The 25221-nt window shown below is 51.7% G+C and carries 18 protein-coding genes and 6 tRNA genes; 2 read left to right on the top strand and 22 right to left on the bottom strand.

Annotation, left to right across the window (positions count from 1 at the left end):
• Nucleotides 1-246 precede the first annotated feature (246 nt).
• Both ACI77B_RS06260 and ACI77B_RS06255 read right to left on the bottom strand, forming a co-directional pair.
• Nucleotides 247-1482: a homocysteine S-methyltransferase family protein gene (locus ACI77B_RS06260; protein ID WP_409336032.1), complete on the bottom strand. Its 1236-nt coding sequence runs from the start codon at nucleotides 1480-1482 to the stop codon at nucleotides 247-249.
• A gap of 3 nt (nucleotides 1483-1485) precedes the next feature.
• A complete protein-coding gene (locus tag ACI77B_RS06255) occupies nucleotides 1486-3195 on the bottom strand; it encodes an ASKHA domain-containing protein (protein WP_409336031.1) in 1710 nt (569 codons plus the stop codon).
• 168 nt (nucleotides 3196-3363) lie between these two features.
• Between ACI77B_RS06255 and ACI77B_RS06250 the strand changes: the two genes are divergently transcribed.
• Both ACI77B_RS06250 and ACI77B_RS06245 read left to right on the top strand, forming a co-directional pair.
• Nucleotides 3364-3930, top strand: coding sequence for a DUF2284 domain-containing protein (locus ACI77B_RS06250; protein WP_409336030.1), 567 nt, complete (start codon nucleotides 3364-3366; stop codon nucleotides 3928-3930).
• Nucleotides 3931-3933: 3 nt separating this feature from the next.
• Complete coding sequence (locus ACI77B_RS06245) at nucleotides 3934-5787, top strand: cobalamin-dependent protein (protein WP_409336029.1); 1854 nt, start codon at nucleotides 3934-3936, stop codon at nucleotides 5785-5787.
• A 432-nt stretch (nucleotides 5788-6219) separates the two neighbouring features.
• On the opposite strand, the gene ACI77B_RS06240 is transcribed toward ACI77B_RS06245, so the two are convergent.
• The 20 genes from ACI77B_RS06240 to glyA all read right to left on the bottom strand — a co-directional run bounded on the left by ACI77B_RS06240 (nucleotide 6220) and on the right by glyA (nucleotide 24893).
• Nucleotides 6220-6292: transfer RNA gene (locus ACI77B_RS06240), tRNA-Phe, on the bottom strand.
• Nucleotides 6293-6295: 3 nt separating this feature from the next.
• A tRNA-Gly gene (locus ACI77B_RS06235) sits at nucleotides 6296-6369 on the bottom strand.
• Nucleotides 6370-6377: 8 nt separating this feature from the next.
• A tRNA-Gly gene (locus ACI77B_RS06230) sits at nucleotides 6378-6452 on the bottom strand.
• A gap of 5 nt (nucleotides 6453-6457) precedes the next feature.
• A tRNA-Tyr gene (locus ACI77B_RS06225) sits at nucleotides 6458-6539 on the bottom strand.
• 33 nt (nucleotides 6540-6572) lie between these two features.
• Nucleotides 6573-6647, bottom strand: a tRNA-Thr gene (locus tag ACI77B_RS06220).
• A 6-nt stretch (nucleotides 6648-6653) separates the two neighbouring features.
• Nucleotides 6654-6730 (bottom strand) — tRNA-Asp (locus ACI77B_RS06215).
• Between the two features lie 284 nt (nucleotides 6731-7014).
• The gene (locus tag ACI77B_RS06210; RefSeq protein WP_409336028.1) at nucleotides 7015-8355 is read right to left on the bottom strand and encodes an acetyl-CoA hydrolase/transferase family protein; all 1341 of its coding nucleotides are present in this window, start codon (nucleotides 8353-8355) and stop codon (nucleotides 7015-7017) included.
• 140 nt (nucleotides 8356-8495) lie between these two features.
• A complete protein-coding gene (locus ACI77B_RS06205) occupies nucleotides 8496-9746 on the bottom strand; it encodes a methyltransferase domain-containing protein (protein ID WP_409336027.1) in 1251 nt (416 codons plus the stop codon).
• A gap of 67 nt (nucleotides 9747-9813) precedes the next feature.
• Nucleotides 9814-10551, bottom strand: coding sequence for a site-2 protease family protein (locus ACI77B_RS06200; protein ID WP_409336026.1), 738 nt, complete (start codon nucleotides 10549-10551; stop codon nucleotides 9814-9816).
• A gap of 31 nt (nucleotides 10552-10582) precedes the next feature.
• Nucleotides 10583-11302 (bottom strand): hypothetical protein, encoded by a 720-nt coding sequence (locus ACI77B_RS06195; protein WP_409336025.1) that lies wholly within the window; start codon nucleotides 11300-11302, stop codon nucleotides 10583-10585.
• Nucleotides 11302-12723 (bottom strand): Mur ligase family protein, encoded by a 1422-nt coding sequence (locus ACI77B_RS06190; protein WP_409336024.1) that lies wholly within the window; start codon nucleotides 12721-12723, stop codon nucleotides 11302-11304. The genes ACI77B_RS06195 and ACI77B_RS06190 overlap by 1 nt, the downstream gene beginning before the upstream one ends.
• A 19-nt stretch (nucleotides 12724-12742) precedes the next feature.
• Nucleotides 12743-14227, bottom strand: a complete 1485-nt coding sequence (locus ACI77B_RS06185; RefSeq protein WP_409336023.1) for a MiaB/RimO family radical SAM methylthiotransferase — start codon at nucleotides 14225-14227, stop codon at nucleotides 12743-12745.
• Nucleotides 14228-14286: 59 nt separating this feature from the next.
• A complete protein-coding gene (locus ACI77B_RS06180) occupies nucleotides 14287-15288 on the bottom strand; it encodes an NAD(P)H-dependent glycerol-3-phosphate dehydrogenase (protein WP_409336022.1) in 1002 nt (333 codons plus the stop codon).
• A 55-nt stretch (nucleotides 15289-15343) separates the two neighbouring features.
• The gene (gene plsY / locus ACI77B_RS06175; RefSeq protein WP_409336021.1) at nucleotides 15344-15985 is read right to left on the bottom strand and encodes a glycerol-3-phosphate 1-O-acyltransferase PlsY; all 642 of its coding nucleotides are present in this window, start codon (nucleotides 15983-15985) and stop codon (nucleotides 15344-15346) included.
• Between the two features lie 2 nt (nucleotides 15986-15987).
• Complete coding sequence (der, locus tag ACI77B_RS06170; protein WP_409336020.1) at nucleotides 15988-17313, bottom strand: ribosome biogenesis GTPase Der; 1326 nt, start codon at nucleotides 17311-17313, stop codon at nucleotides 15988-15990.
• Nucleotides 17306-18205: a signal recognition particle-docking protein FtsY gene (gene ftsY, locus ACI77B_RS06165; protein WP_409336019.1), complete on the bottom strand. Its 900-nt coding sequence runs from the start codon at nucleotides 18203-18205 to the stop codon at nucleotides 17306-17308. The genes der and ftsY overlap by 8 nt, the downstream gene beginning before the upstream one ends.
• Before the next feature lie 21 nt (nucleotides 18206-18226).
• Nucleotides 18227-21784, bottom strand: coding sequence for a chromosome segregation protein SMC (gene smc, locus ACI77B_RS06160; protein ID WP_409336018.1), 3558 nt, complete (start codon nucleotides 21782-21784; stop codon nucleotides 18227-18229).
• Complete coding sequence (gene rnc, locus ACI77B_RS06155; protein WP_409336017.1) at nucleotides 21774-22475, bottom strand: ribonuclease III; 702 nt, start codon at nucleotides 22473-22475, stop codon at nucleotides 21774-21776. Before rnc ends, smc begins: the two co-directional genes overlap by 11 nt.
• 55 nt (nucleotides 22476-22530) lie before the next feature.
• Complete coding sequence (gene plsX, locus ACI77B_RS06150; RefSeq protein WP_409336016.1) at nucleotides 22531-23571, bottom strand: phosphate acyltransferase PlsX; 1041 nt, start codon at nucleotides 23569-23571, stop codon at nucleotides 22531-22533.
• A gap of 71 nt (nucleotides 23572-23642) precedes the next feature.
• Nucleotides 23643-24893 (bottom strand): serine hydroxymethyltransferase, encoded by a 1251-nt coding sequence (gene glyA, locus ACI77B_RS06145; protein WP_409336015.1) that lies wholly within the window; start codon nucleotides 24891-24893, stop codon nucleotides 23643-23645.
• Nucleotides 24894-25221 lie beyond the last annotated feature (328 nt).

Raw genomic sequence — 25221 nt, 5'->3', positions numbered from 1 at the left:
TTCCCTGAAGTCCGGAGCTGCCGCCCGCAGCCATCCGCCGGAAATTCTGCACCCGGAGCAGGAGGAGAGGCAGCGGCCGCCGGTATTTCCTGACCGGCGCGAACGGCATCCGGTGTAAAGCTGGCTCCTGCCACAGCATCAGACCGGCAGCCTTCCTCTGACCGGCTGTTCTTCCCCGCAGAAAAACACCGCTGCAGAAGATTGTTTCCGTTCTTCTTGCAACGGTGTTCCGTATGATTCTGACCGTTAATAAACCAGTCCGTATTTCTCCGCCATGCGGGAAAGGACCTTCTCCGGAAGATTTCCTTCATACATTGCCCTTCCCTGATACTCTCGGAGTGCTCCCTCCAGAGTTTCTTCATCCTCCGTGAGTATGCAGAGCGGTTTCTTCACTGCATACTGGGCATCGGCAAAATCGTCCAGTTCTTCCGGTCCCTGGATCTTTACAGCAACAACAGTATCTTCTGTTTCCTCTGCTTCTTCCAGCGCCGCGGCAAGATCCGCATTACAGGAAAGTGCCTCAGGAATCTGCAGGTCCGCCGGAAGCGGGAAAACTTCTTTTTCCGTCGCCAGCGGCAGCCGGCCGCGCAGTTTTTCCGGGTCCGGAGGCGTCAGTTTAAATGCTTCAGAAGCCTTCTTCATGGCACGGATATGTTCCGGCCCCGTTCCGCAGCATCCGCCGAAGCAGCAGACGCCCGCATTGGCAAAGGCATACTGCACTGCAGCAAAGCGCTCAGGCGGATAGTCATAGACTGATTTTCCGTCAACAGTTTTCGGCATACCCGCATTCGCCTTTGCAGACAGCGGAATCTGCGCGTATCCATGAAGACGCTTCATCTGCTTCAGCATGTCTTCCGGCCCTACGGAACAGTTCATGCCGAAAATATCCGCACCCATGCCCTGGAAAATATCCAGAACCGCGGCAATATCCGATCCCGTAACGGTTTTTCCTTTTTCATCACAGGTAAAAGAAACCAGAACCGGCTTGTCGCTGACCGCCTTTACCGCAAGAAGTGCCGCCCGGGCGTCGGACACCGTCATCATCGTCTCAATCACAAACATATCCACACCGGCCTCTTCCTGTGCAGATGCCTGTTCATAATAGATATCATACAGATCCTCAAAACGCGCATCTCCCATCGGGGCCAGGAATTTCCCGGTCGGCGCAATGTCGCCTGCAACCAGGACACGCCCTTCCGCCCCGGCTTCCTGCACCGCTTTTCTCGACAGTCCGACCAGCTTCCGGTTATATTCCTCCGTCTTGTTGAAAATCCCGTTTTCTTCCAGCTTTACCCGGTTCGCGCCGAAGGTCGGCGCATAAATCACGTCAGACCCTGACGCAATATATTTTGTCTGAAGATCAATGATCGCCTCCGGGTGTTCCAGCACCCACTGCTCCGCACAAACCGATCCATCATACCCACGCTCCTGGAGCTGCGTTCCTGTCGCTCCGTCCAGAATTAAAGGAAAGTAGACTTCCATAAATTATTCCTCCTCGTCTGTTTCTTCACCGAACATCATCAGTCCGATATAGGCATCGTTAAACACCGCATTTCCAGACAGCTCCAGATATCTGCACTGCCTTGTGATTTTCTGCATGTTCTCATACGCTCTGCAGTCCGCACACGCCTTCTCCATGCCCAGAAGAGACGCATTCCCCAGATACACGGCCTTGTCCGCCAGCGCCTCCGGGAACATCCCGATCCGCGCCGCACTCTTCAGATTTACATGTTTTCCGAAGCCGCCGGCCAGATACAGATGCGAAATTTCTTCCGCCTGCACGCCGGCCTCCTTCATCAGAACCTCAATTCCTGCCGCGACCGCCGCCTTGGCCAGCTGCAGCTTCCGGACATCCTGGGCCGTAAACCGCACATTCTTTTCCTTATTGAGGATGATCATTCCATTTCCGTCCTCATCTTCCTGAAGGTAAGGGACTATCACAGGGTCTGCCTCTTCTTCCGCCTCTTCTGGGGACAAAAAGTACCCGCTCTCGTCCACAGCCCCGCACTCGAGCAGGACCGCAAGAAGATCAATGAGTCCGGAGCCGCAGATCCCTGAAGGCTCCCCTCCGCCGATCACGCGGAGATCCAGTGTCCCGTCTTTCAGGGAGACCTGAGACACCGCTCCCGCGGAGGCCGTCATGCCGCACTCGATCTGCGCACCTTCAAAGGCCGGACCGGAAGCCACGGCGCAGCAGAGAAGACCGTTTTTTCCACCGATCGCCATTTCTCCGTTGGTACCGATATCCAGGAAGAGGCTGCTGCCTTCTTCCTCAGAAATCCCGCAGGCAGAAAGGCCTGACAGAATATCTCCACCCACATAACCGGCCGCGCATGGCGCACCGTTTACCTTCATGGATGGAAAAACTTCTTTCCATGCAGCCGGAAACGGCTCTTTTAGTTCATCGTAATTAGGCGATTCATCTTCCAGGAACAGGGTTTCCGGTGTAAACGGCGCCGACGCGATGGAGACTGGAGAAATCCCAAAGAAGATGTGCTGCATGATTGTATTTCCCGCAATATACAGATCGTCTATCTGCGATGCGTTAACCCGGCTCTCTCTGCACATGTCCAGGATCATGTCTCGGATCTGCTCCCGTGCGGTATCCATCAAAACACCGAGTCCGTCGTCAGAATGTTCGATAATATACTGGATTCTGGAAATAACATCGGCGCCATAGGCCGCCTGCCGGTTCCAGGATCCCCGGCGGCAGATGACAGCTGACTTTTCGTCATCGTCCTTTCTGACCAGAGCCGCAGCAATCGTTGTGGTTCCCAGATCCATCGCCGCAGAATAGCGCCTTTCCGGCAGGTCTCGTCCGGCTGCCTCCTGACGGAGATTCTTCTGCATGGATCCCTCCTGACCGGCCGTATCCCCTGTGCATCCGCCCGCCTCCCGGGAACCGCTCCCGGCAGGATTTTCAGCACCCTCCGTAAGAATATCCTCTTCCGACCAGGCTTTCATCATCACGGTCATATTCTCTTCTACCCGGGTTCGGCAGGCCAGAACCGATTCTTTTTCAGAATTCTCTTCCCCCCGGATAATCTCCACACGGCATTTCCCGCAAGTCCCGTTTCCGCCGCAGGCGGCCGGAATAAATATTTTATTTTTCTGAAGAAGCCGGAGAAGATTCTCTCCTGCTTCTGTCTCCAGTATTTTTTCCTGCCCCTTCTGCAGGATTCTGACTTCAATCATTAGCGATTCCTTTTCCGATTTCCACTCCTCCGGCGCAAGACTTTCCGCCGGAAACAAAATTCCAAATATTCAACTGCTATTTCTATCTATTCTATACAATTTTTATGGGGTATAATATGTTTATCTTACACAAGATAAAGAATAATTGTCAAGCACAGGAGGAAACGGATGATCGGAGACAGGTTGGAGCAGCTCGCACGGGAAATCGGGTTTGATCATGTCGGAAAACTGAACAGGAACGCACTTCTTTTCCGCGAAGAAGTCCGCAGGATGTGCGAAGATAACCGCTGCAGCGCCTGGAACACCAGATGGACCTGTCCTCCGGCCTGCGGAAGCCTGGAAAATATCCGCAGACGCGCTTCCCGCTATCAGGAAGGCATTCTGGTCCAGTCTACAGGAAAGCTGAAGGATCCCTTCGATTTTGAGGCCATGAAGGATCTGGAAAGGACCCACAAAAAACGCTTCGACACCCTCATCCGCCAGGCAAAAATAACTGCCGGGGACATCCTGCCCATGGGCTCTGGCACGTGTACCCTTTGCCGCCGCTGTACTTACCCGGATCGGCCCTGCCGCCATCCGGACCGCGCATATCCGTCCATGGAAGCATACGGACTTCTGATTACGGACGTGCTGGAGCAGTCCGGCATGAAGTACAGTTACGGGGAAAAAACGATGACCTACACGGCCTGCATTCTGTTCACTACTACGAATTACGATAAGACAAAGGAAATCTGAATCATGATGACACCAAGAGAAAATTTTCTGCAGCTGCTGAAGAAAGACGGACAGCCTGACCGCGTGCTGGACCAGTATGAAGCGATCAACCTGGTTCTTTACGACCCGATTAACGCCTATCTCAGAGGAAACCGCAAAAGAGGCGTGACGAGCCGGGACCGCTGGGGAACGGTCATCGACTGGCCGGAGGACGCGCCGGGCGCAATGCCGCACGTCACAGACGAGACCAAGGTGATCAAGGATATTACGCACTGGCGCGACTACGTCCACGTTCCGGACATCCACGCCAATGTCCAGACCGGATGGGAAGAATGCCGCGCAAAAGCCCATGCCGCTGACCCGGATCATGAAAAACTGCTTACCGGCTTCATGGGAACAGGAATTTTTGAGCAGTGCCATTTCCTGATTCCCTTCGCGGACGTCCTGGCCTATCTTTACGAATACCCGGATGAAATGCACGATCTGATTGAAACCATCACGGAATACCGCCTGCAGTACGTCAAGGAGCTGATCGACGGTCTGCATCCGGATGCCATTCTTTCCCACGATGACTGGGGCGCCAAGGATGCGCTGTTTTTCCGGCCAGAAATGTGGAGGGAGTTCTTTAAAGAGCCGTACGAGCGCTTCTACGGCTACATCCGCTCCCGCGGCGTCATCGCCATCCACCACTCCGATTCCTACCTGGTCCCGATTCTGGACGATATGGCGGAAATCGGCATTCAGGTCTGGCAGGGTGCGCTCCCGGAAAACAATATCCCGGAAGTTCTGGATCATATGAACGGCCGGCTGGTGCTGATGGGCGGAATCGGCGCCGCCATCGACCGCGCGGATGCTGAGGAAGAGGAGATCCGGTCTTATGTACGCCGTGTGCTGAATCAGGACTGTCCTTACGGCCACTTCATTCCCTGCATCACCTACGGCGTCCCGGGCACCGTCTTCCCGCACGTAGATCCGGTGATCGACAGCGAAATTCAGAGATACAACGAGGAAATACACCTTCCGCGCTTCTATACCGCTCCTGTCCGCAGACAAAAATCAGCTGCCACGGGCAGCAGCAAGGGGCTGGCCGGGCTGACGGAAAACGCGGCTTCTGCCTCTGGCACAGCTGCCGTCTCTGCCTCCGGCAGTCTGGCAGCGCAGGGCGCTGGAAAAGCCGCAGCCGGCATTCCTGCAGATGACACTCCGGCAGCTGGAAATCCTGCAGAAGCGGCATCTTCGGACAGCAGCCTTACGGCGCTCATTTCTCAGGCGCTTCAGAAAGGACGCAAGGCAAAGGTAGTGTCGCTGACAAAAAAGGCTCTGGATGCTGGTGTTTCTCCGGAAGATATTCTGAACGAGGGTCTGATTGCGGGGATGAATGCGGTCGGAGAAGCCTTCTCTGCAAATAAGGTATTTGTCCCGGAGATGATCATGGCCGCACGCTGCATGGTCGCATCTACGGATATTCTGAAACCGCACCTGGTTCAGGACACGGGAGCAGAGCCTAAGGGACGCGTCATTCTGGGCACGGTCAAGGGTGACCTTCATGATATCGGAAAAAATCTGGTAAAAATCATGATGGAAGGAAGCGGACTGGAAGTCATCGATCTGGGCACCGATATCTCCGCTGAGACCTTTGTGCAGACGGCGATTGATAAAGAAGCGGATATGATCGCCTGCTCCGCGCTTCTGACGACCAGTATGCCGGAAATGAAACACGTTGTGGAAGAAGCAGACCGCAGGGGAATCCGCAATCAGGTTAAGATCCTGATTGGCGGCGCTCCGGTTACCCAGGAATACTGCGATGAAATCGGCGCTGACGGCTACACGGATGATGCCGCGGCGGCTGCCCGGGCGGCTGTGAAAATACTGGGTTAAGCTGAACTGCAGCAGATCACAACAGCAGAGGGTAATTTCCTGATAACGAATAATAAGAACCCCACCCTTCCACGACGCTGAAGCGTCGGGTGGGTGCCCGGGAACCTTGTTGTCGTCTAACGGACAGACAATAATAAAGCGTCAATTGTTTATCTCAACCGGGTAAATAATTGACGCTTTTAATATTTGAATTAAATTGCTTATATCGAACGAAATTCTCCATACGACCGCTATATGGATTGGAATTCTAACGTTCGAACAGTTTCACTTCGTGTTGGCTTCCTGTTCTTTTCAAAAACCCTATGGTCCGGGTAAAAGACTGACAAATATTTTCTACCTCCGCCCGTCTTTCAAGCAGATCCAGCGCCCGGATATTTCTGCAGATAAAAGCGCAGCCCCCTGGGCGCAAAGCTCCAGAGGGCTGTGTGAAAGTGCTCAGAACTGGAATCGAACCAGTGACACAAGGATTTTCAGTCCTTTGCTCTACCGACTGAGCTATCTGAGCATATGGAGCGGATGATGAGAATCGAACTCACGCCATCAGCTTGGAAGGCTGAGGTTCTACCATTGAACTACATCCGCATATTTATTGGAGCGGAAGACGAGATTCGAACTCGCGACCCCCGCCTTGGCAAGGCGGTGCTCTACCCCTGAGCCACTTCCGCAAAAGTCGAGGGAGATGGATTCGAACCATCGTAAGCTAAGCTAACGGATTTACAGTCCGCCCCCTTTAGCCACTCGGGCATCCCTCGATATTTATAATTCTACGTTCAAATAAGTTTGAATGGAGCTGGCGGGGGGAATCGAACCCTCAACCTGCTGATTACAAATCAGCTGCTCTACCGTTGAGCCACGCCAGCATATATTGGCGACCAAGACCGGGTTCGAACCGGTGACCTCCAGCGTGACAGGCTGGCATTCTAACCAACTGAACTACTTGGCCTCATTTACTCGCTCCAAAATCAGAACGCCTAATTATAATAACACGCACATACTCTTAATGCAAGTCTTTCTTTAAACTTGTAAAAAATTTACATTTAAAAATTGGCAGATGAATGTTCCGCGCGTCTGAATCACTGGTCAGACGCGCGGATTTACTGGAAACACACGATTTTTCAAACCGCCCATTTCCTGACTGGATTCCGGAACGGTATCATACTCCGGTAAGATTTCCGTATCCTGTTCAAAATTTTTTCTTGTAGTTTTTATTTTGTCCGGTGGAAAAACCTAGCGCTTGTTGGAACGTCTCCAGATTCCCTGTTTCTCTGCCTCTGCGATCAGTTCGTCTCTGACTGCCGGATGGGCAATGGAAATCAGTGCTTCTGCGCGTTCCCAGGTGGTGCGGCCGATGAGGCCTGCGACACCGTATTCGGTTACGATGTGGTCGGCCTGTGTGCGCGGGGTCGTGATGATGTCTCCGCCGGTGAATTTCGGCTTGATGTTGGAGTGTACGTTTCCATTCTTATCGGTGAAGGTGGAATGCAGCGTCAGGAAGGAGCCGCCGCCATTGGAGCGGTATGCGCCGCTGACAAAGTCCAGCTGCCCGCCGGTGCCGCTGATCTGCCTTGTTCCGACGGATTCGGAGCTGACCTGGCCATAGAGGTCCACCGCAATGCAGCCGTTGATGGAAATGAAATTGTCCATTTTTGTGATGGTGGCAAAACTGTTTACGTAGTCCATCGGTGCGGAAATAATGTCAATATTGTGATCCAGGAAGTCGTACAGTTCACGGGATCCGTTGCAGACGGAGAAGACGCCCTTTCCTCTGTGCAGTTCTTTCTTCTTATTCGTGATCTTTCCGGCCTTGTACAGGTCCAGGTAGCCGTCGCTCATCAGTTCGGTGTGCATGCCCAGGTCTTTCAGATCGGATTTTGCGATCAGGGAGCCAAGGGCGTTCGGGGTTCCGCCGATTCCCAGCTGCAGAGTCATGCCGTCATGCAGGTAAGGGAAAAGATTCTCCGCGATTTTTTTATCCGTCTCAGAGGCTTTCGGAGGCGGAAGTGTGGCGACGTCTGTCGTACTGCGGACAACGTAATCCACGTCACGGATATTGATGTGGTCGCGCTCCATACCGTAGACAAAAGGCATGGTCGGATTTTCTTCCAGGATGATTGTATCTGCCGCGTCCAGCAGGGACTGGCTTACGCAGTTGGACAGTCCGTAGCTGAAATTGCCGTACTGATCCATCTCAGATACCGTGATCATGGCAATATTTACCGGCGCGTATCCTTTGTCATAATAGGAGCCGCAGTCTCTGAACAGCATCGGCTGATGGAAGGCTCTGCCCTGCGCGATGTATTTTCTGTCGATGCCTGAACAGTGCCAGAGATTCAGTGTGAATGATGTTCCGTCCTTGTCGGCTTCAATGGATTTTATCGGCCGCATCGTGATCGCGCTGCGGATTTTGACATCGTGCAGCTCGCCGGCGCGTTTTGCCAGAGCCGCGTCCAGATCGTTCGGAAATGAAACTGCCTGACCGTAGTCCAGCCAGTCTCCGTCCTGAACGCATTTTACCGCTTCATCGGCGGACACCAGCTTTCTGTTATATTCTTCCCTGATTGTTGTCATAACTTCTCTCCCTCCGTTATTCAGATATTCTGTCTGATCCTGCGGCATGATGCAGAAGCCGCCAGATCCTGTCAGAAAGCACCAGATATGATTTTAACACAATTGCATGAACAATTATGCAGCTTCCAACATGTATACAGCTATTTTCTTCTCGGGTCTCTGAGGACGAGCTCCCGGCCATCCTTCTTCTGGGTAAATGAGCGGACGGTGTAACCGGACTGCTGGATGGACTTCAGCTGCAGTCTGAGGTTTTCCAGAGCCGCCCTTTTCATCTGCAGAGGATAGCGCGCAATTCCCCTCTCGCCTGTCCAGACTCCCTGATAGTACCAGAGGCTCTCCTCATCGGTTCCGGAGGAATACAGCGCCATTTTGCCGATTACATGGCGTTCCTGAAAGAGATAGGCTCCCTCGATCAGTTCTGCCTGTTCAGCCGCCAGGATGACATCTGCGTCTTCTCCCTGATATTCCGGCAGCTCCGGAGGAAGCTCCTGAAGCATGAGACTGGCGAGATCCGTCGCGTCATACTGTTTTTTCTTATCCCTGCCGTCCTGCGTCTTCTCCGCGCAGAATATGCCCAGCCGCTCGTGCTGGTCCAGATCCCGCGCGTCCAGGGCACCGATTTCCGCAGCACTGTCGAATCCCGCTCTTTTCATGGCATTGATATAGGCTGCTCTCGCACTGGGCTGATTCAGCCGTTCAATGGACAGAAGACCTCCGTTTTCCGCGCAGCGCCCATGCAGAACCCTCGCATAAGGGACGAACAGCTTCTCTTTTTTTCTGACCTTTTCGACAAAAGGTGAAAAAGCAAGGCCGGAAATGCGTCTGCTGTCCAGGTTTTCCTGCAGTGTCCGGGAGGAAAAGACTGTCTCATACTGCAGCGCTTCAGAGGATTTTTTCCCTTTTCCCCGTCCTGTTTTCTTCTCCCAGTCTTCTGCCGTATAAAACTGTATGTTTTCAAGGCCCAGACGGTCTTTCAGCTGCGATGCAAGCAGGATGGCCTCACTGCAGGTATCGATTCCCGTAATCTCCTTGTCCGGGAAGTTTTTTGCCATAAATAAGGAGAGCAGGCCGATATCACAGCCCTGGTCCAGAATGGTTCTGCCGATATACTGCGGATGTGCGCTGATCCAGTCGCAGGTCCGGATCAGAAGATCTCCTTCAAAGCCGATGGAAATGGCGAGACTCCGGGGAAGATTTGCGTTCTTGCTCCGGTAAAACGCTTCATGGTCGATTGACTCCTGCTCATTCTGGTCGGCGCGGCTGTTTAAGAGACGAATCACTTCATCCGCCTCTGTTTTCTGCAGGGAATCGTTCAGGGATCTCCGGAAATCACTTTCATTATCTGCAATCGGATAACCGAACGATGTAATAAAATCTCTGCCTTTTCCCATTTCCATGCCTCCTCATGTGAAAAACGGACGCCCGGAATCCTGTCTCCGCGGCGCCCGCAATGAATTTCTATGCAAGAATGGTCTTGCTGATCAGATTTAAGATTCCGCTGACTGCAGGATTCAGCACAATGTTGACGACATTGAACATAATCAGCAGCATCAGAATCCAGAATCCGCTTCTGTAGAGCGGATAGTACCAGCTGTACTTTCTCAGATTGAAGATCTGGGTGATGATCCCGAATCCGTCAAGCGGCGGAACCGGAAGCAGGTTGAACACCATCAGACTGACGTTGACCACAACGATATAGCGGAGAATGTCCAGAAGGATCTGGGCCAGTGTGACGCCGGATGATGACATGGTCGTCAGCACAACGCCGGAATGAATCATGAAGCGCATGATCAGCGCAAAAACACAGGCGGTGATGAAGTTCATGACGACTCCGGCAATGGACACCAGAAATTCATCTCTTCTCGGATGTTTATAGTATCTCGGATTGATCTGAACCGGAATTCCCCATCCGAAGCCTGCGAAGATCAGGCAGATGAATCCGAACCAGTCGGTATGGGCCAGCGGATTCAGAGTCAGCCTGCCCTGCGCTCTCGGTGTCGGATCGCCAAGTTTATCGCTCATCCAGGCGTGGCCGAATTCATGAAAGGACAGGCCGATGACGATGCCCGGCAGGGTCAGGATTTCTTCCACCAGCCAGGATCTTGCATCGCTGAACCCTCCGTCCAGCATGCGGCTAATGACCATCGCCGCAAGGATGATGACGATCAGAAGTCCGTTTTTATTTCTTAAATTCAATGCTTTTCATTCCTCCAATTACGAACCGATGTTAGTAAATGAATCCGCGGTCTGGTTCGCTGTACTCGGCCAGGCGCGCTTCATAGGCTTCCATGGCTGCTTTTTCAAAGGCAGGATGAACATCCTTCAGTCCTGCTTCTTCCAGAAGGCGGACCATAAATTTCGGGTTCAGAACGAACAGAGGTCCGATGATGTAGGTCGCCATAAGGTTATTATAATGGATTCCCTCTTCCATAATGTCCGGATTCAGACCGCATCCGCGTACCGTCTGGAACAATGGCTGCAGCTCTCCGTCCGGATAGCTCTGTGTGAACTGGCTCTTGTATCCGACAATGGAGATATCTTCGTATTTCCCGATGTACAGGGAGTTGTAGCGGTGCATAAGATCACGCTCTGTGTGGAAAGGGAAGAGATTCAGAAATTCTGTGTCTCCGTTTTCCTTATCATGCACCTTTGTTCCCAGAAGCTCGATGGCGTTGCCGGTAAAGAGCATCCGCTGACCGCGCTCGATGGCGGCTTTCAGCTCCGGCAGATACTCGTTCATTGTATCGCTGACAACGATCTGCGCGCTCTCTGTCATTGTTCCCATGTATACGAGATCGATCTGATTTTCTTCATCCAGGAAACGCGGGCGTTCGTTCAGCGCGGTCTCGATAATTTCAATATCGGGAACAGACATCTTCAGATAGCGGATATTTCCCAGCTCTCCGTACAGGTTTGCGACTTCTGGATATAATACTTCTGCCTTCATTACGCTTCCTCCTTGTCATTCTCATCAACCACATTGGAAATGCCGTGGGCATCGTTCCAGGCGCGGACGGCAGCCTCTGCTTCTCTGGTCGTTTTCATGCCCAGGTTGAAGGAGTCCGTTCCATAGAAAACGTAAATATTGTCGTTCGGCAGCATCTTCAGTTTTCCGACGCCGTCTGCAGGATCTTTTACGTATGTGATTCTGTCTTCCGGCACGCCGGCAATCAGCATTCTCAGTTTATAGTCCAGTCCTCGGTCGCCGTAAACAATGATCTGTTTGATCTTATCGTCGGCAAGGAACTCAAAATCGCAGTCGTAGAGCCAGCAGGTATTTTCTGACCAGTGATGGGTGTCTCCGATGCAGTTGTTGAACATCAGGATTTCCTTGGTACCCGGCTGCTCGCCTACGTACTCGAATACGCGGGATGCAGCATAGGCGTTCTTCTCCTTGCAGAGAATGTTTCTGACGGCTTTGTCGCCGATCTGGTGCACGCCGAAACGGGATGCTGTGATGTGAATCTTCTCCATGGCAGAGCGGATTTCTTCCAGGGAATAGCCCAGCTGCTGCAGCATGGTGATGGCGGATACCTGATTGTAAATGTTGAAAGTGCTCGGATTCAGAAGACGGAATTCTGCGGACTCGCCACCGCCCTCATAGTCCATTGTCATGCTGTTGACATTAACATTTTTTGCCACGCAGTCATACTCCGGCGATTTGAAATCGCAGTTCGGACAGTATGCTTTTCCGATATTGCTGTAGCGGATGTATTTATACTTCAGCTTTGCGTGGCATTTCGGGCAGATCTGCATGTCGTTGATGAGATTGCGGCACTCGGTGAAATCGCCCGGCATCTTGTCGATTCCGTAGTAAACTCTCGGATTTTCCGGAGCCACAGAGGATGCGATCAGATCGTCTGCATTCAGGACCAGATGGGTCTTCTCCGGCATGTAGCGCTCCAGGATGTATTTAATGTATTCCGGATGGCCGTTTCTCATGATAGAGTCTCTGGACAGATTGCTGATCAGCATCAGATCCGGCTGGACATACGGGAAAACCACGCGGGCGGAACGCTCATCGATCTCCAGAACGGCGGTATCGTATTTCTCGCGTCCGAACAGCGTTACTCCGCTGATCAGGCAGGTTGCGATTCCTGTATTGATATTCGAACCCATGCCGTTGTTCAGAACATTTCTTCCCAGTTTTGTCAAAAGGTCATTCAGCATGTTGGAAACGGTCGTTTTTCCGTTGGTTCCTGTAACACCGATAATCGTCTTCGGCTTATGCACGTATTTCAGAAAATCCGGACAGATTTTCAGCGCGACGATTCCCGGAAAGTTCGTTCCGTTATGTTTGGTAATTTTCAGAGCAAGGACGGACATCTTGGCAGCCAGAAGCGCGATGCCGTATCTAAATTTACCCATTTTCTATTCTCCCTCGATTCTAATGATTGTTCTCCTCATCCAATACGGAAATCAGTCTTCCTTCCAGGCTGAATGTTTTCCCCTGGGTGATCTCAACTTCAGCGAATTTTCCGGTCCAGGCATCGGCAAGAGCTGTAACGGACCTTCCCCGTCTCCGGATGTTTTCCGGCAGGTCTTCAGGCAGAACGGAGAAATTGACAAGCTTGAAGCCGTCTGTTCTTCCGCAGAGAGCTTGTTTGTTTCTCTTGCTCTTTCCTTCAATCATGATGGTCTGCACCGTACCCTCATAAGCCTTGTTTTTTTCTGCGCTGCAGCTATTTACCAGATCTACAAGACGGTTGAAACGCTCATGCTTCACATCGTCCGGAATCTGATCCTCATAACCTGCGGCAGGTGTGCCTTTCCTGATGGAGTACAGGAAGGTGAAGGCGGAGTCGTAGCGCACGCGGCTGACCACATCCAGTGTATCCTGGAAATCCTCTTCCGTCTCTCCCGGGAAACCGACAATAATATCCGTGGAAATGGTAATTCTCGGAACAGCCTTCTTCAGCCGGTCTACAAGGCTCAGGTATTTCTCTTTATCGTAATGCCGGTTCATTCTCTTCAGAATCCGGTCGGATCCTGACTGTACCGGCAAATGGATGTTCTTGCACAGTTTATCACAGGTCCGGAAGGTGTCAATCAGTTCCGGGGAAAGATCCTTAGGATGAGAGGTCATGAAGCGGATCCGTTTGATTCCGTCTATTTCTGCAACGAGGCGGATCAGATGGGAAAAAGTGCAGTATCCGCTGCTCTTCTCGGCTTCTTTCTTTTCTTCTTCGGTTTCCGGCTTCCAGGCGGCTCTCTGCGCGGTTTCCGGCAGCTCGTATTCTCCCTTGTAGGAGTTTACGTTTTGTCCCAGAAGCATAACCTCTCTGACGCCATCATCGGCAAGGCTCTGGATCTCTCTCAGAATCTCTTCCGGATGTCTGCTGATCTCGCGGCCCCTGGTATAAGGGACGATGCAGTAGGTGCAGAAGTTGTTGCAGCCAAAGGTGATGTTAACCAGGGCTTTCTCCCTATACAGCCTCTTCATCGGAAGGTGTTCGGGAACTTTCCGGTCTGCTCCGCCGTCCAGAATTTCCATCTCCTGATCGTGATTCTGCATGACGCTGCGCAGGAGGTGCGGCAGACGCTCGATATTGTGGGTGCCGAAAATCAGGTCGACCCATGGGTATTTCGCCTTGATCTGGTCGATGACGCGCTGCTGCTGCATCATGCATCCGCAGACGCAGACGTAAAAGTCAGGATCGTTCATCTTTCTGCGCTTCAGCTGCCCCAGCGTTCCGAAAAAGCGCTTGTCGGCGTTATCTCTGACACTGCAGGTGTTGATGATCGCGACATTTGCGTCTTTCCGCTCTTTCACCTGGGTCATGCCCATATCGCTGAGCAGTCCCGCCATAATCTCAGAATCGTGTTCATTCATCTGACATCCGAATGTCGTGATATGAAACGTTGTACTCATATATTCTCTTATTTCTCCTCTTCTCCGCCAGGGACGAATCCGTGTTCTCAGATCCGGCCTTAGCGGAAGTTCATTTCATTTTTTCTGTCTCTGGTCATCAGCTGATCGACGGCTTCTCTTGGCGTCAGCTCGCCCTTCATGCAGGCGTTGATGCACTGTGTGATCGGCATTTCCACATGATGACGGCGTGCCAGTTTAGCGGCTGCCTCAGCGGTCGTAATGCCCTCAACGACCATGCCGATCTGCTCCACGGCCTTCTGCGGCTCGGTTCCCTGTCCGATCAGGATTCCGCAGCGGCGGTTTCTGGAGTGCATGCTGGTGCAGGTGACGATCATGTCGCCCATTCCCGTCAGACCGGCAAAGGTTTCCTGGCGGGCGCCCATCTTCAGACCCAGGCGGATCATTTCTGTCAGGCCTCTGGTCATCAGCGCAGCCTTGGCATTGTCGCCGTATCCGATTCCGTCGCTTACACCGGCACCGAGAGCAATAATGTTTTTCAGGGCTCCGCCCAGCTCCACGCCCACCAGATCATCATTCGTATAGACGCGGAAACGGTCGGTCATGAACAGATCCTGCACGAATTCCGCAGCCTCCGGATTTTCTGAAGCTGCAACGACAGTCGTCGGCAGGAAGCGGCAGACTTCCTCTGCGTGAGACGGCCCGGAAATTGCTACATACGGAAAATCCGGGCGGAGAATATGCGCGACCATATGAAGCTGAAGAAGCGTTCCTTTTTCGATTCCTTTCGCGGCATTAACCACGATAATTCCATCATCCATGTAAGGAATCGTCTGTTCGAACGCGGAGCGGAATTTCTGTGCCGGTGCGGCAAAAACAACCGCGCAGGCACTCTCCAGCGCCTCTCCTCTGTCCATCGTCAGATGAATGCCAGGCTCCAGTTTTACGCCCGGGAGATATCTTCCATTCTCTCCGGACTCCTTCATGGCATCCAGGTGCTTCTGACTGTGCACCACCAGATAAACTTCATGACCTTTATGCGCCAGCGTCATCGCAAGGGCTGTTCCCCAGCTTCCGGCACCGATCACCGCAACTTTACTCATGATACCCTCTCCTTTTATCTTTTTTTCCTGCTGTATACTGCTCAGGCTTTCGCCCTTATTTTTCATTTCCGCTGCCGTCGTTTCCGCCTGTTTTCTTCTTAAACCAGCTGATGCTTACCGGATCCTCTTCATGGCGGATCAGCCGCATGATGTTGCTTCTGTGGTTAAAGAGGACCAGAATGCCCATGACCAGGCCGATGTAGAAGAAATCCTTCATCAGGAACCAGCAAAGGATCGGGCAGGCAATGGCTGCAATGATCGAACCGAAGCTTACTCTTCTGGTCACGAGGACGGCCAAAACACAAATCAGCAAGAGGGCGAATCCGATTTTCGGATTCAAGGCCACCAGAACACCGAAGGCAACGGCGACACCCTTTCCTCCTCTGAACTTATAATAGACCGGCCAGCAGTGGCCGATAAATGCCGCAGGAGCACTGACCATGGCGCCGATACGTCCGGCGAGAAGATATCCGACTCCGACGGCTGCAATTCCTTTTCCGATATCAATCACAAGAGTTGCCAGCGCGGCCTTCGCCCCGAGTACGCGGAGTGTGTTGGTCGTTCCGGCATTTCCGCTTCCGGCCTTTTTAATGTTGATTCCATGCTTTCTGGCAATCAGCGTAGACGGAGAAATACTTCCCAGCATGTACGCGATCACAGCGGATATGATGATCATAAGAAGTTCATGACTGCTCATTTCTACTGATCCTTTTCTCTCTTTTCACGGAAAATAAATTTAATGGAGGTTCCTTCAAAGCCGAAGGTCTCGCGGATGCGGTTTTCCAGATAACGGTTATAGGAAAAATGCACCAGCTTCCGGCTGTTGATCTGGAACATGAACAGCGGTGGTTTGACGCCGACCTGTGCGCCGTAGTAAATCTTCAGATGCTTTCCCTTATCCGAAGGGGTCGGCTTCATCATGACGGCATCGGCAATCAGACTGTTCAGCTGTCCGGTCGGAACGCGCTGCGCACGGTTCTGCGCTACCGCATGGGCCATGGCCATAACATCGTTCAGACGGAGTTTTTCCGTCACCGAGGTAAAGATAATCGGCGCATAGCTGCAGAACTGCAGTTCAGATTCTACTGTCCTGACAAAATCGCGCATAGTGTTCGTTTCTTTTTCAATCAGATCCCATTTATTGACCACCAGAACGATTCCCTTTCCGGCTTCATGAGCAAGACCCGCGATCTTCTTATCCTGCTCAGTTACGCCATCCTTTGCGTTCATCATGACAATGCAGACATCGGCACGTTCAACTGCCGCAATGGCACGGATAACGCTGTACTTCTCCACATAATCATACACCTTTGATTTTCTGCGGATTCCGGCAGTATCGATCAGGTTGTACTTATCGCCGTTCCAGGTAAACGGGGTATCGACGGAATCTCTGGTGGTTCCGGCAATCGGGCTTACGATCACACGGTTGTCCTGAATCAGCGCGTTGATCAGGGAAGACTTTCCGACATTCGGTTTTCCGATGACGGCAACGCCAATCCTGTCTTCTTCGTCCATCCCTGCGTCATCCGGGAAGCTGTTCACGATCTCATCCAGCACATCACCGACATTCAGCTTGTTGGATGAAGAGATCGGAATCGGCTCTCCGATTCCAAGCGTATAGAAATCATAGAATGAATCCGGAATTTTAGATGGATTATCGATCTTATTCACCAGCAGAATCACTTTCTTTCCGGTTCTGCGCAGCATCTGCGCAACCTCTTCATCTGCCGCGGTCAGGCCTTCTCTTCCATCAACCATGAAGACGATGACGTCTGCCATATCCATGGCAATCTGCGCCTGCTCCCGCATCTGGGAAAGGATGATATCCTTGCTGGAAGGCTCAATACCTCCGGTATCAATCAGGCCAAAGCTTTTTCCGTTCCATTCGGCTTCCGCATAAATGCGGTCTCTTGTCACACCCGGGGTATCTTCCACAATGGACACTCTCTGGCCGACAAGCATGTTGAAAAACGTAGATTTTCCCACATTCGGCCGTCCGACGACGGCAACAATCGGTTTACTCATCGAAAATCCCCCTTGCAAATTCCAGCGGATCGAACTGTTCCAAGTCGTCAATGCCCTCGCCGACGCCGATATACTTGATCGGCATATCGAACTCATCGGCAATCGTGATAGCAATTCCGCCCTTTGCCGTTCCATCCAGTTTGGTAATGACAATTCCGGTCAGCGGAGCAGCCTCGTTGAACTCCTGGGTCTGCGAAACCGCATTCTTTCCGTTTGTTGCGTCCACGATGAGAAGGGTCTCACGTGATGCTTCCGGGTATTCCTTATCAATGACCTTGTTCATTTTTTCCAGCTCGATCATGAGGTTCTTCTTATTCTGCAGACGTCCTGCTGTGTCACAGATCAGAACATCGATATTTTTTGCTTTCGCAGACTGAATCGCGTCAAACAGAACGGCGCTCGGATCCGCGCCTTCTTCATGATGAACCGTGTTGATTCCGATCCGGTCTCCCCAGATGGTCAGCTGCTCTGCTGCCGCTGCGCGGAAGGTATCCGCCGCGGCGAACATAACCGTCTTTCCTTCCTGTTTCAGGCGGTTTCCAAGTTTGGCGATGGTGGTTGTCTTTCCGCCGCCGTTAATTCCGATCATCATGATGACCAATGGATAATTGCTGCTCAGTTTCAGCCGGTCTCCCTTATCCATGAGACCGGCAATAATTTCGGTCAGCTTTTTCTTTACCCGCTCTGGTGCCTGAATATAGTCTTTCTTAATATGATCACGGAGATCATCCATGATCTTTTCTGTCGTTTCCATACCGATATCGGATGTAATCAGAACTTCTTCCAGTTCATCCATCATATCCTCATCGACGGTATTATGCGCCATGATGACATCGCCGATACGCTCTGCCATCCTGCCGAAAAATCCTTTTTTCTTCTTTAATACTGCCATATCTTCTGCCTGTCCCTCCTTTTATTCTGTAAAGTCATCCGGATCATATTCTCCGAGCTTCAGGCTGATGACCTTGGAAACACCTTCCTCAGCCATGGTTACTCCGTACAGCGAATCTGCATGCTCCATGGTCGCTTTCTGATGAGTGATCAGAGCGAACTGCGTCTGATGGAAGTTCTTCAGATACTCGGCAAATCTTGCAATATTAGCCTCGTCCAGCGCTGCCTCAACCTCATCCAGAATGCAGAACGGGGTCGGCTTGACACAGAGCACCGCAAACATCAGTGCAAGTGCTGTCATCGTCTTTTCTCCTCCGGACAGGAGGTTGATATTCTGCAGCTTCTTTCCAGGAGGTCTGGAAATAATCTGAATGCCGGATTCCATCGGATGCTTCTCGTCTTCCAGGATCAGTTCCGCATCTCCGCCGCCGAACAGCTCCTTGAAGATTCGTGTGAAATTCTTCCGGATTGCCTGGAAGGTTGTCGTAAACTGGTGGATGATCTTATGATCCATGTCTTCTATGATCATTTCCAGCTCAGAAGCAGCATTCTGGACATCGCTCTGCTGGTCGGACAGGAATTTATAGCGTTCACTGACTTTTTCATATTCATCAATCGCGCCGACATTGACTTCACCGAGTTTCCGGATGTCGTCCTTCAGTTCGTTGCTCATCTTCACTGCGCCGCTTAATACGAATCCGTCCCACTTCATATCCAGAGCCTGCGCGTAGGAAAGCTCAAAGTCATTGAAGAGACGGTCTTTCAGATGCTCAAGCTGCGTCTCGTTCTTTGCAGCCTTGATTTCCAGCTGATATTTCTCATCGCGGTAAGCTGCAGATTCTTTTCTCAGCTGGTTTTTCTGCTCGTCCAGACTATCCTTCTGTCTGGAAAGTTCCTTTCTTTCGTCTCTGCTCTGGGAAATCAGCTCTTCTGCAGTCTGCTTCTCCTGCTGCAGACGGATCAGGACGGCATCATCATCTGCCGTTCCATAGGACATGTGGCTCTTTTCTCTTGCCAGTTTATCCGCCTGTGATTCTTTCTCCTGCTGCTGGCGGATCAGTTCATTCAGTTCCTTCTCACCGTGAGAAGCAATGGATTTCTCTGATTCCAGCTTTGCATTCCAGCGGTCATATTCAATACGCTGCTGGGAGACTTCTTCTCTGGCCTGCTGCAGCGCAGTCTGCATCTCTGCTTCTTCTTCCTTAACCTTCTCCAGTTCATGCTCAAGCTGAACAATCTGCTGCTCTGCATCCTTGCTCTCATTAAGCAGATTCCTGGCCATTTCATCGGATTCACGGAGTTCCTTATCCGCGTTTTCCACTTCCAGATCGTTCTTCTTAATCTGCTCTTCCGCCTTCCGGATTTCATCGCGGATCGATTTCAGACGAGGTGCGACGGCAGTCAGACGGATGTCGTTTTCTCTCTGCTCCTCTCTGATCTGATGAATCTGCTTCTCAATGGATTTCAGAGCATGTTCCGCTGACTCACTGCTGTTGCGCTGACGGTTCATTTCATCCTGAGACTGCTCGATGTCATTCTGGAGACGGGCAATCTCATTTTTCCTTCCGACAACGTTCGCGGTCTTTCTGCGGTATACTCCGCCTGTAATCGCTCCGCCCGCATTAATAACTTCTCCGTCCAGCGTGACGTAGCGGAGACCCGTTCCCCTGATCTTAGACAGTCGGATTGCGGCATCCAGATTGTCAACGACGGCAACTCTTCCCAGCAGATAGCGGAAAATGCTGCGGTAACGCTCTCTGAATTTAACGAGGTCGACAGCGAGTCCCATAAATCCTGCATCCTGGGCGATTCTTTCCGGGACCTGTGCATTCTTTCCTTCAATGCTGCTGACCGGAAGGAAGGTCAGACGACCCGCCTTATTATGTTTCAGCACATTGACGGCACGTTTGGCACATTCTTCATCCCGGATGATGATATTCTGCTTTGCTGCTCCAAGAGCGGTTTCAATGGCCGTCTCCATTCCGTCCGGAACGTCGATCATATCTCCGGCAACGCCTTCTACGCCGATGAGGCCGGACTGCATGATGTATCTTACCGCATAATTGTAGCCCTCATAGCTGTGTTCCATTTCTTCAATGGTTTTCTGCCGGGAGGTCATCTCGCTGATGCGGATCTGCAGACGGCTGAGCTGGGATTCCAGATCGCTTCGCTGCTGCTGCAGGCTGAGCCGCTGTTTTTCTGCTTCACTCAGTTCTTTCTCCAGACGCTGTTTTTCATTCTGCGCGTAACGTTCGCTGGTTTCGATCTCCTTCTGCTTGTTTTCATACATCTGTTTCGTATGAAGCAGGGCCTCAGAATCACTGTTCAGCTGGCGCTTTCTCTTTTCCAGCGTTGATTTATAGCTTTCTACACTCTTGGATTCACTTTTCTTGGAAGCCGCTGTGCTGTGCAGATCATAAAGCTGACTGGTCAGATCCTTAACGCTGGCTCCTCTTCTGCGCTTTCTTCCGAGCTGCTCAAAGGCATTTTTCTTTTCTTCCAGGGTATTGGATGCCATTCGTGTTCTGGCATTCAGTTCCGCGATCTTTCCGCGGCTCTCCTCAACCTCGATCCTTTTCTCATCTACGCGGCGGGTCACGGAACTCAGTTCGTCCTGAATACGGGACTCTTCCTTTTCCATATTCTGCTGACGTTCCTGTCTCAGCTGGCGTTCCCGCTCAAAATTTCCAATGGATTCAATAATCTCCGGGATTTTTTTATGCGCATCTTCTTCCTGACGGATCAGTCTTGCTTCCTTATTTTCCAGAGCCAGCGCGTCTGTATTGACCTTCTTCAGATTATCCTCTGTAAAGTTGATCTTTCCGGCAAGATCGGAAGACTCCGTCTTATACTGCTCGGCATGTTCCATATCATCCTTGATGTTTTTCAGAATGATGTTCACCGACAGTTCTCTGTACTGCTTCTTCAGTTCCAGATACTGTTTTGCCTTCTGGCTTTCCGTGCGGAGTCCTGTGATTCTTCCTTCCAGCTCCTGAACGATGTCGTCGATTCTGTCCAGGTTGATTTTTGTCTCTTCCAGCTTCTTTTCCGCCTCAGCCTTCCGGTTCTTATACGCGACGATTCCAGCAGACTCCTCAAAAATCTTTCGTCTGCTGGCCGGCTTGTCACTGATGATATCTGCAATTTTTCCCTGGCCAATGATCGAATATCCGTCCACCCCGATTCCGGTATCCACAAAAAGATTCCGAATATCCTTCAGACGGCAGCCATGGTTGTTGATCAGATATTCGCTCTCACCGCTCCGGAACATCCGGCGGGTGATCGCCACCTCATTGTAATCAATATTCAGCGACTGATCGGTGTTGTCGATTACCAGCGTAACCTCAGCCATTCCCTTCGCACGGCGGTTTTCCGTTCCGTTGAAGATGACTTCCTCCATCTTTCCGCCGCGGAGTTCCTTGGCGCTCTGTTCGCCCAGGACCCAGCGGATCGCGTCGCTGATATTGCTCTTTCCGCTTCCATTCGGGCCGACAATTGCTGTAATGCCCTCATTAAAATCAATCACGGACGGTTCAGCAAAAGATTTAAATCCGTGAATTTCCAATCTCTTAAAGTACATTTTCTACGTAACCCTCCTCAAGAGACGCCTTCGCGGCGTTCTGCTCCGCTTCCTTCTTGCTTTTTCCGCTTCCGGACCCCATTTTCTGTCCGTTGCAGAGCATGTGGACATAGAACGTCTTATCGTGATCCGGCCCGGTCTCCCGGTCCAGAACATACCGGATCTCCGGCTCGGTTCCGTTTTTCTGAAGAATTTCCTGCACCTGCGTCTTATAGTCTGAATACAGTTTTCCCTCCAGCGCCAGATCAACCAGCGGACGGAATTCCCGAAGGACGAAATCCCGGACATGCTCGTAATCACTGTCTAAAAACACCGATGCAATGACCGCTTCCACAGCATCCGCGATAATCGATTCCCGCGTTCTTCCACCGGTCATCTCCTCGCCATGTCCCAGATACAGGTATTCTCCGATATTCAGTTTTCTGCCCACTTCTGCCAGTGCTTTTTCGCATACCACCAGGGCTCTGAGTTTTGTCAGTTTTCCTTCATTCGAATGATCGAGCCTGGTAAACAGCTCGGTCCCGATTATGGCATCCAAAAAGGCATCGCCTAAAAATTCCAGCCGCTCGTTGCACTCCATCGGAGGACGGTGATGCTCCTTGCACCAGGAGCTGTGCGTCAGCGCGCGTTTCAGCAGCCGGATGTCATGATACTGATACTGCAGTATCTCTTCAAATTCCTGCTCGTTCAATTTCTGCCTCCCGTTAAAACAGAATTCCGGCCGGCAGATGCCGGCCGGTCTGTCCTTACTGCCTTACTTTCTGTTCTTCTTCCCGGATTGCTTCCGCACGGCTGCCGAGAGCCTCTGCGATGGTTTCCACCACGCCTTCCTCGACATACGGCACAGCCTTCAGAATTGTCTGGCGTACGGCCAGAGCGTCAGAAGAACCGTGCATCTTCAGCAGCGCCTTCTTCAGACCCAGAATCGGCGCACCGCCGTATTCCTTATAGTCCAGCTGCTTCTTCAGTCCGGACAGCTGATCCTTCATCATCAGCGCCGCCAGCTTGGTCTTGGGACTGCTCATGAACATATTCTTTGCCATCTGCAGGATCGTAAGACCGAGACCCTCTGTCAGCTTGATGCATGCGTTTCCGGTAAATCCGTCCGTAACGATAACGTCACAGACAGCATTCTGCAGTTCTCTTGTTTCAATATTTCCGATAAAATTCAGATCGCTGTGAGCCAGCATTTCATGGGCTTCCTTGGTCAGCGGTGTGCCTTTTTCCTTTTCTGTGCCTAAATTTACCAGGCCGACAGTCGGATTGTGGCGTTTCATGACCTTTTCCATATAAATGCTTCCCATAACGCCGAATTCAAACAGATTCCGCGGTTTGCACTCTGCATTCGCTCCGGCGTCAGTCAGAAGTGACGGCTGGCTGCTGCTCAGAACCGGATAGACGGTTGCCAGTGTCGGCCGGTCAATGCCCTTCACTCTTCCCAGGATAAACAGTCCCCCGGCAAGAAGTGCGCCTGTACTTCCGGCAGAAATGAACACATCGCCTTCTCCGTTTTTTACCAGATTCAGGCCCTTCACAATGGAAGAGTCTTTCTTCCTGCGCACGGCCATAACCGGCGCCTCTTCATTGGTGATGACCTCTTTCGCGTCGCAGATGGTAATTCTGCGTCCGCGGTATCCGTATTTTCTGAGCTTCTCCCGAATCAGCGCCTCCGGACCGGTGATACAGATTTCATCACTTTCCTTCAGCATGCCGACAGCCTGCACCGCGCCCTCAACAACAGCGTCCGGCGCGTGGTCGCCGCCCATTCCATCTAAAATTATCCTCATATATGCGATCTTCCTTTACATTTTCTGTATTCCGCCGTATACGGCGGCTTCAGACGTCCCAGACGCCCAGATTATTCCGCGAATTCCTTATCCAGACGGCGGACAACTTCATCAATTCTTCTTGCCGTCTTCCGGAAATCCTCTTCCTTGAATCCTCTGGTCGTCATCGGCGCAGTTCCGACACGGACACCGCTCGTCTTCTTCGGCGGACGCTTGTCTCCCGGAACTGCATTCTTATTCAGCGTAATGCCGACCTCATCCAGTGCATCCTGCAGATCCTTTCCGCTGAACTTATGATCGGACAGATCAATCAGGAATACATGATTATCCGTTCCTCCTGTGACCACCTTATAGCCCAGTTTCAGGAACTCATCGCAGAAAGCCTTGCAGTTGACCACAACCTGGTGGATGTACGCCTTATACTCCGGCGTCTGCGCCTCTTCCGCACAGATGGCCTTGCCGGCGATGATGTGCATCAGCGGGCCTCCCTGTGCATACGGGAAGACAGCACTGTCTACCTTCTTGGCCAGTTCCTTTTTGCAGAAAATCATGCCGCCGCGCGGTCCTCTCAGGGTCTTGTGCGTCGTCGTAGTGATGATGTCTGCATAGCCGAATGGAGTCGGATGCTCGCCCGCGGCGATCAGTCCGGCGATGTGTGCCATGTCGACCATGAAGTATGCGCCGTACTCTTTCGCGATCTCGGAGAATGCCTTGAAATCGATGATTCTTGAATATGCGCTGGCACCTGCGAGAATCAGATTCGGGCGGTACTGACGCGCCTTCTTCTTCACGTCCTCCATATCGATTCTGCCGTTCTCGTCAACATCATAGAATACACAGTTGTACAGCTTTCCGCTGAAGTTGACGGATGATCCGTGAGACAGGTGGCCGCCGTTGTCCAGGCTCATGGCCAGAATGGTGTCTCCCGGCTTCAGAACTGACTTATATGCCGCGAAATTAGCCTGTGACCCGCTGTGCGGCTGAACATTGACGTGATAATCTGTGTGGAAAACCTTTCTCCACTCATCACAACAGTATTCCTCCAGCTCGTCCACATATTTGGTTCCGCCATAATAACGGGACTCATTTCCGGAATGACGATTGGTCGGATATCCTTCTGCATACTTCCAGGAGAGGCAGCTTCCGCAGGCTGCCAGAATGGCCTCAGAACAGTAGTTTTCTGACGCGATCAGCTCGATATTATGCTGCTGACGCTCATACTCCTTCTGAATCAGCTCTCCCACCTTCGGTGAATGCTCCTTTACAAACGTGTAGTTATCCACGTTGTAGCTGCTGTCATCCTTTCCGTTTCTGTCAAACATATTGATCCTCCATTCCCATGCGATACAATAAGAAATAATCCCCCTCTTGCTTACAAGCACATGCCCGAGGCATATATATAATTATTATAACATAAAATACAGGTCCGGTTCCACCGTCTGACAAAAGACAGCCTGCAAGGCCTGAAGGACTTGAAAGCGGAGCCTTCTCAAATCGGAAATACCAAACGGGAAATGTTCAAAATTTCAGCTGCTGCGAAGGCAGGCATAAACTACCTACGAAGGCCATACGAGGACTGCTTTACGACGACTAAATGCGATATTCGTGTATACTGCATACATCCATTCTCTCTTTTCTTTCATCTTCATC

This window comes from Eubacterium sp. F2, from assembly GCF_046244355.1.
GTDB lineage: Bacteria > Bacillota > Clostridia > Peptostreptococcales > Anaerovoracaceae > Aminicella.
This window is presented reverse-complemented; position numbering and strand designations above follow the sequence as displayed.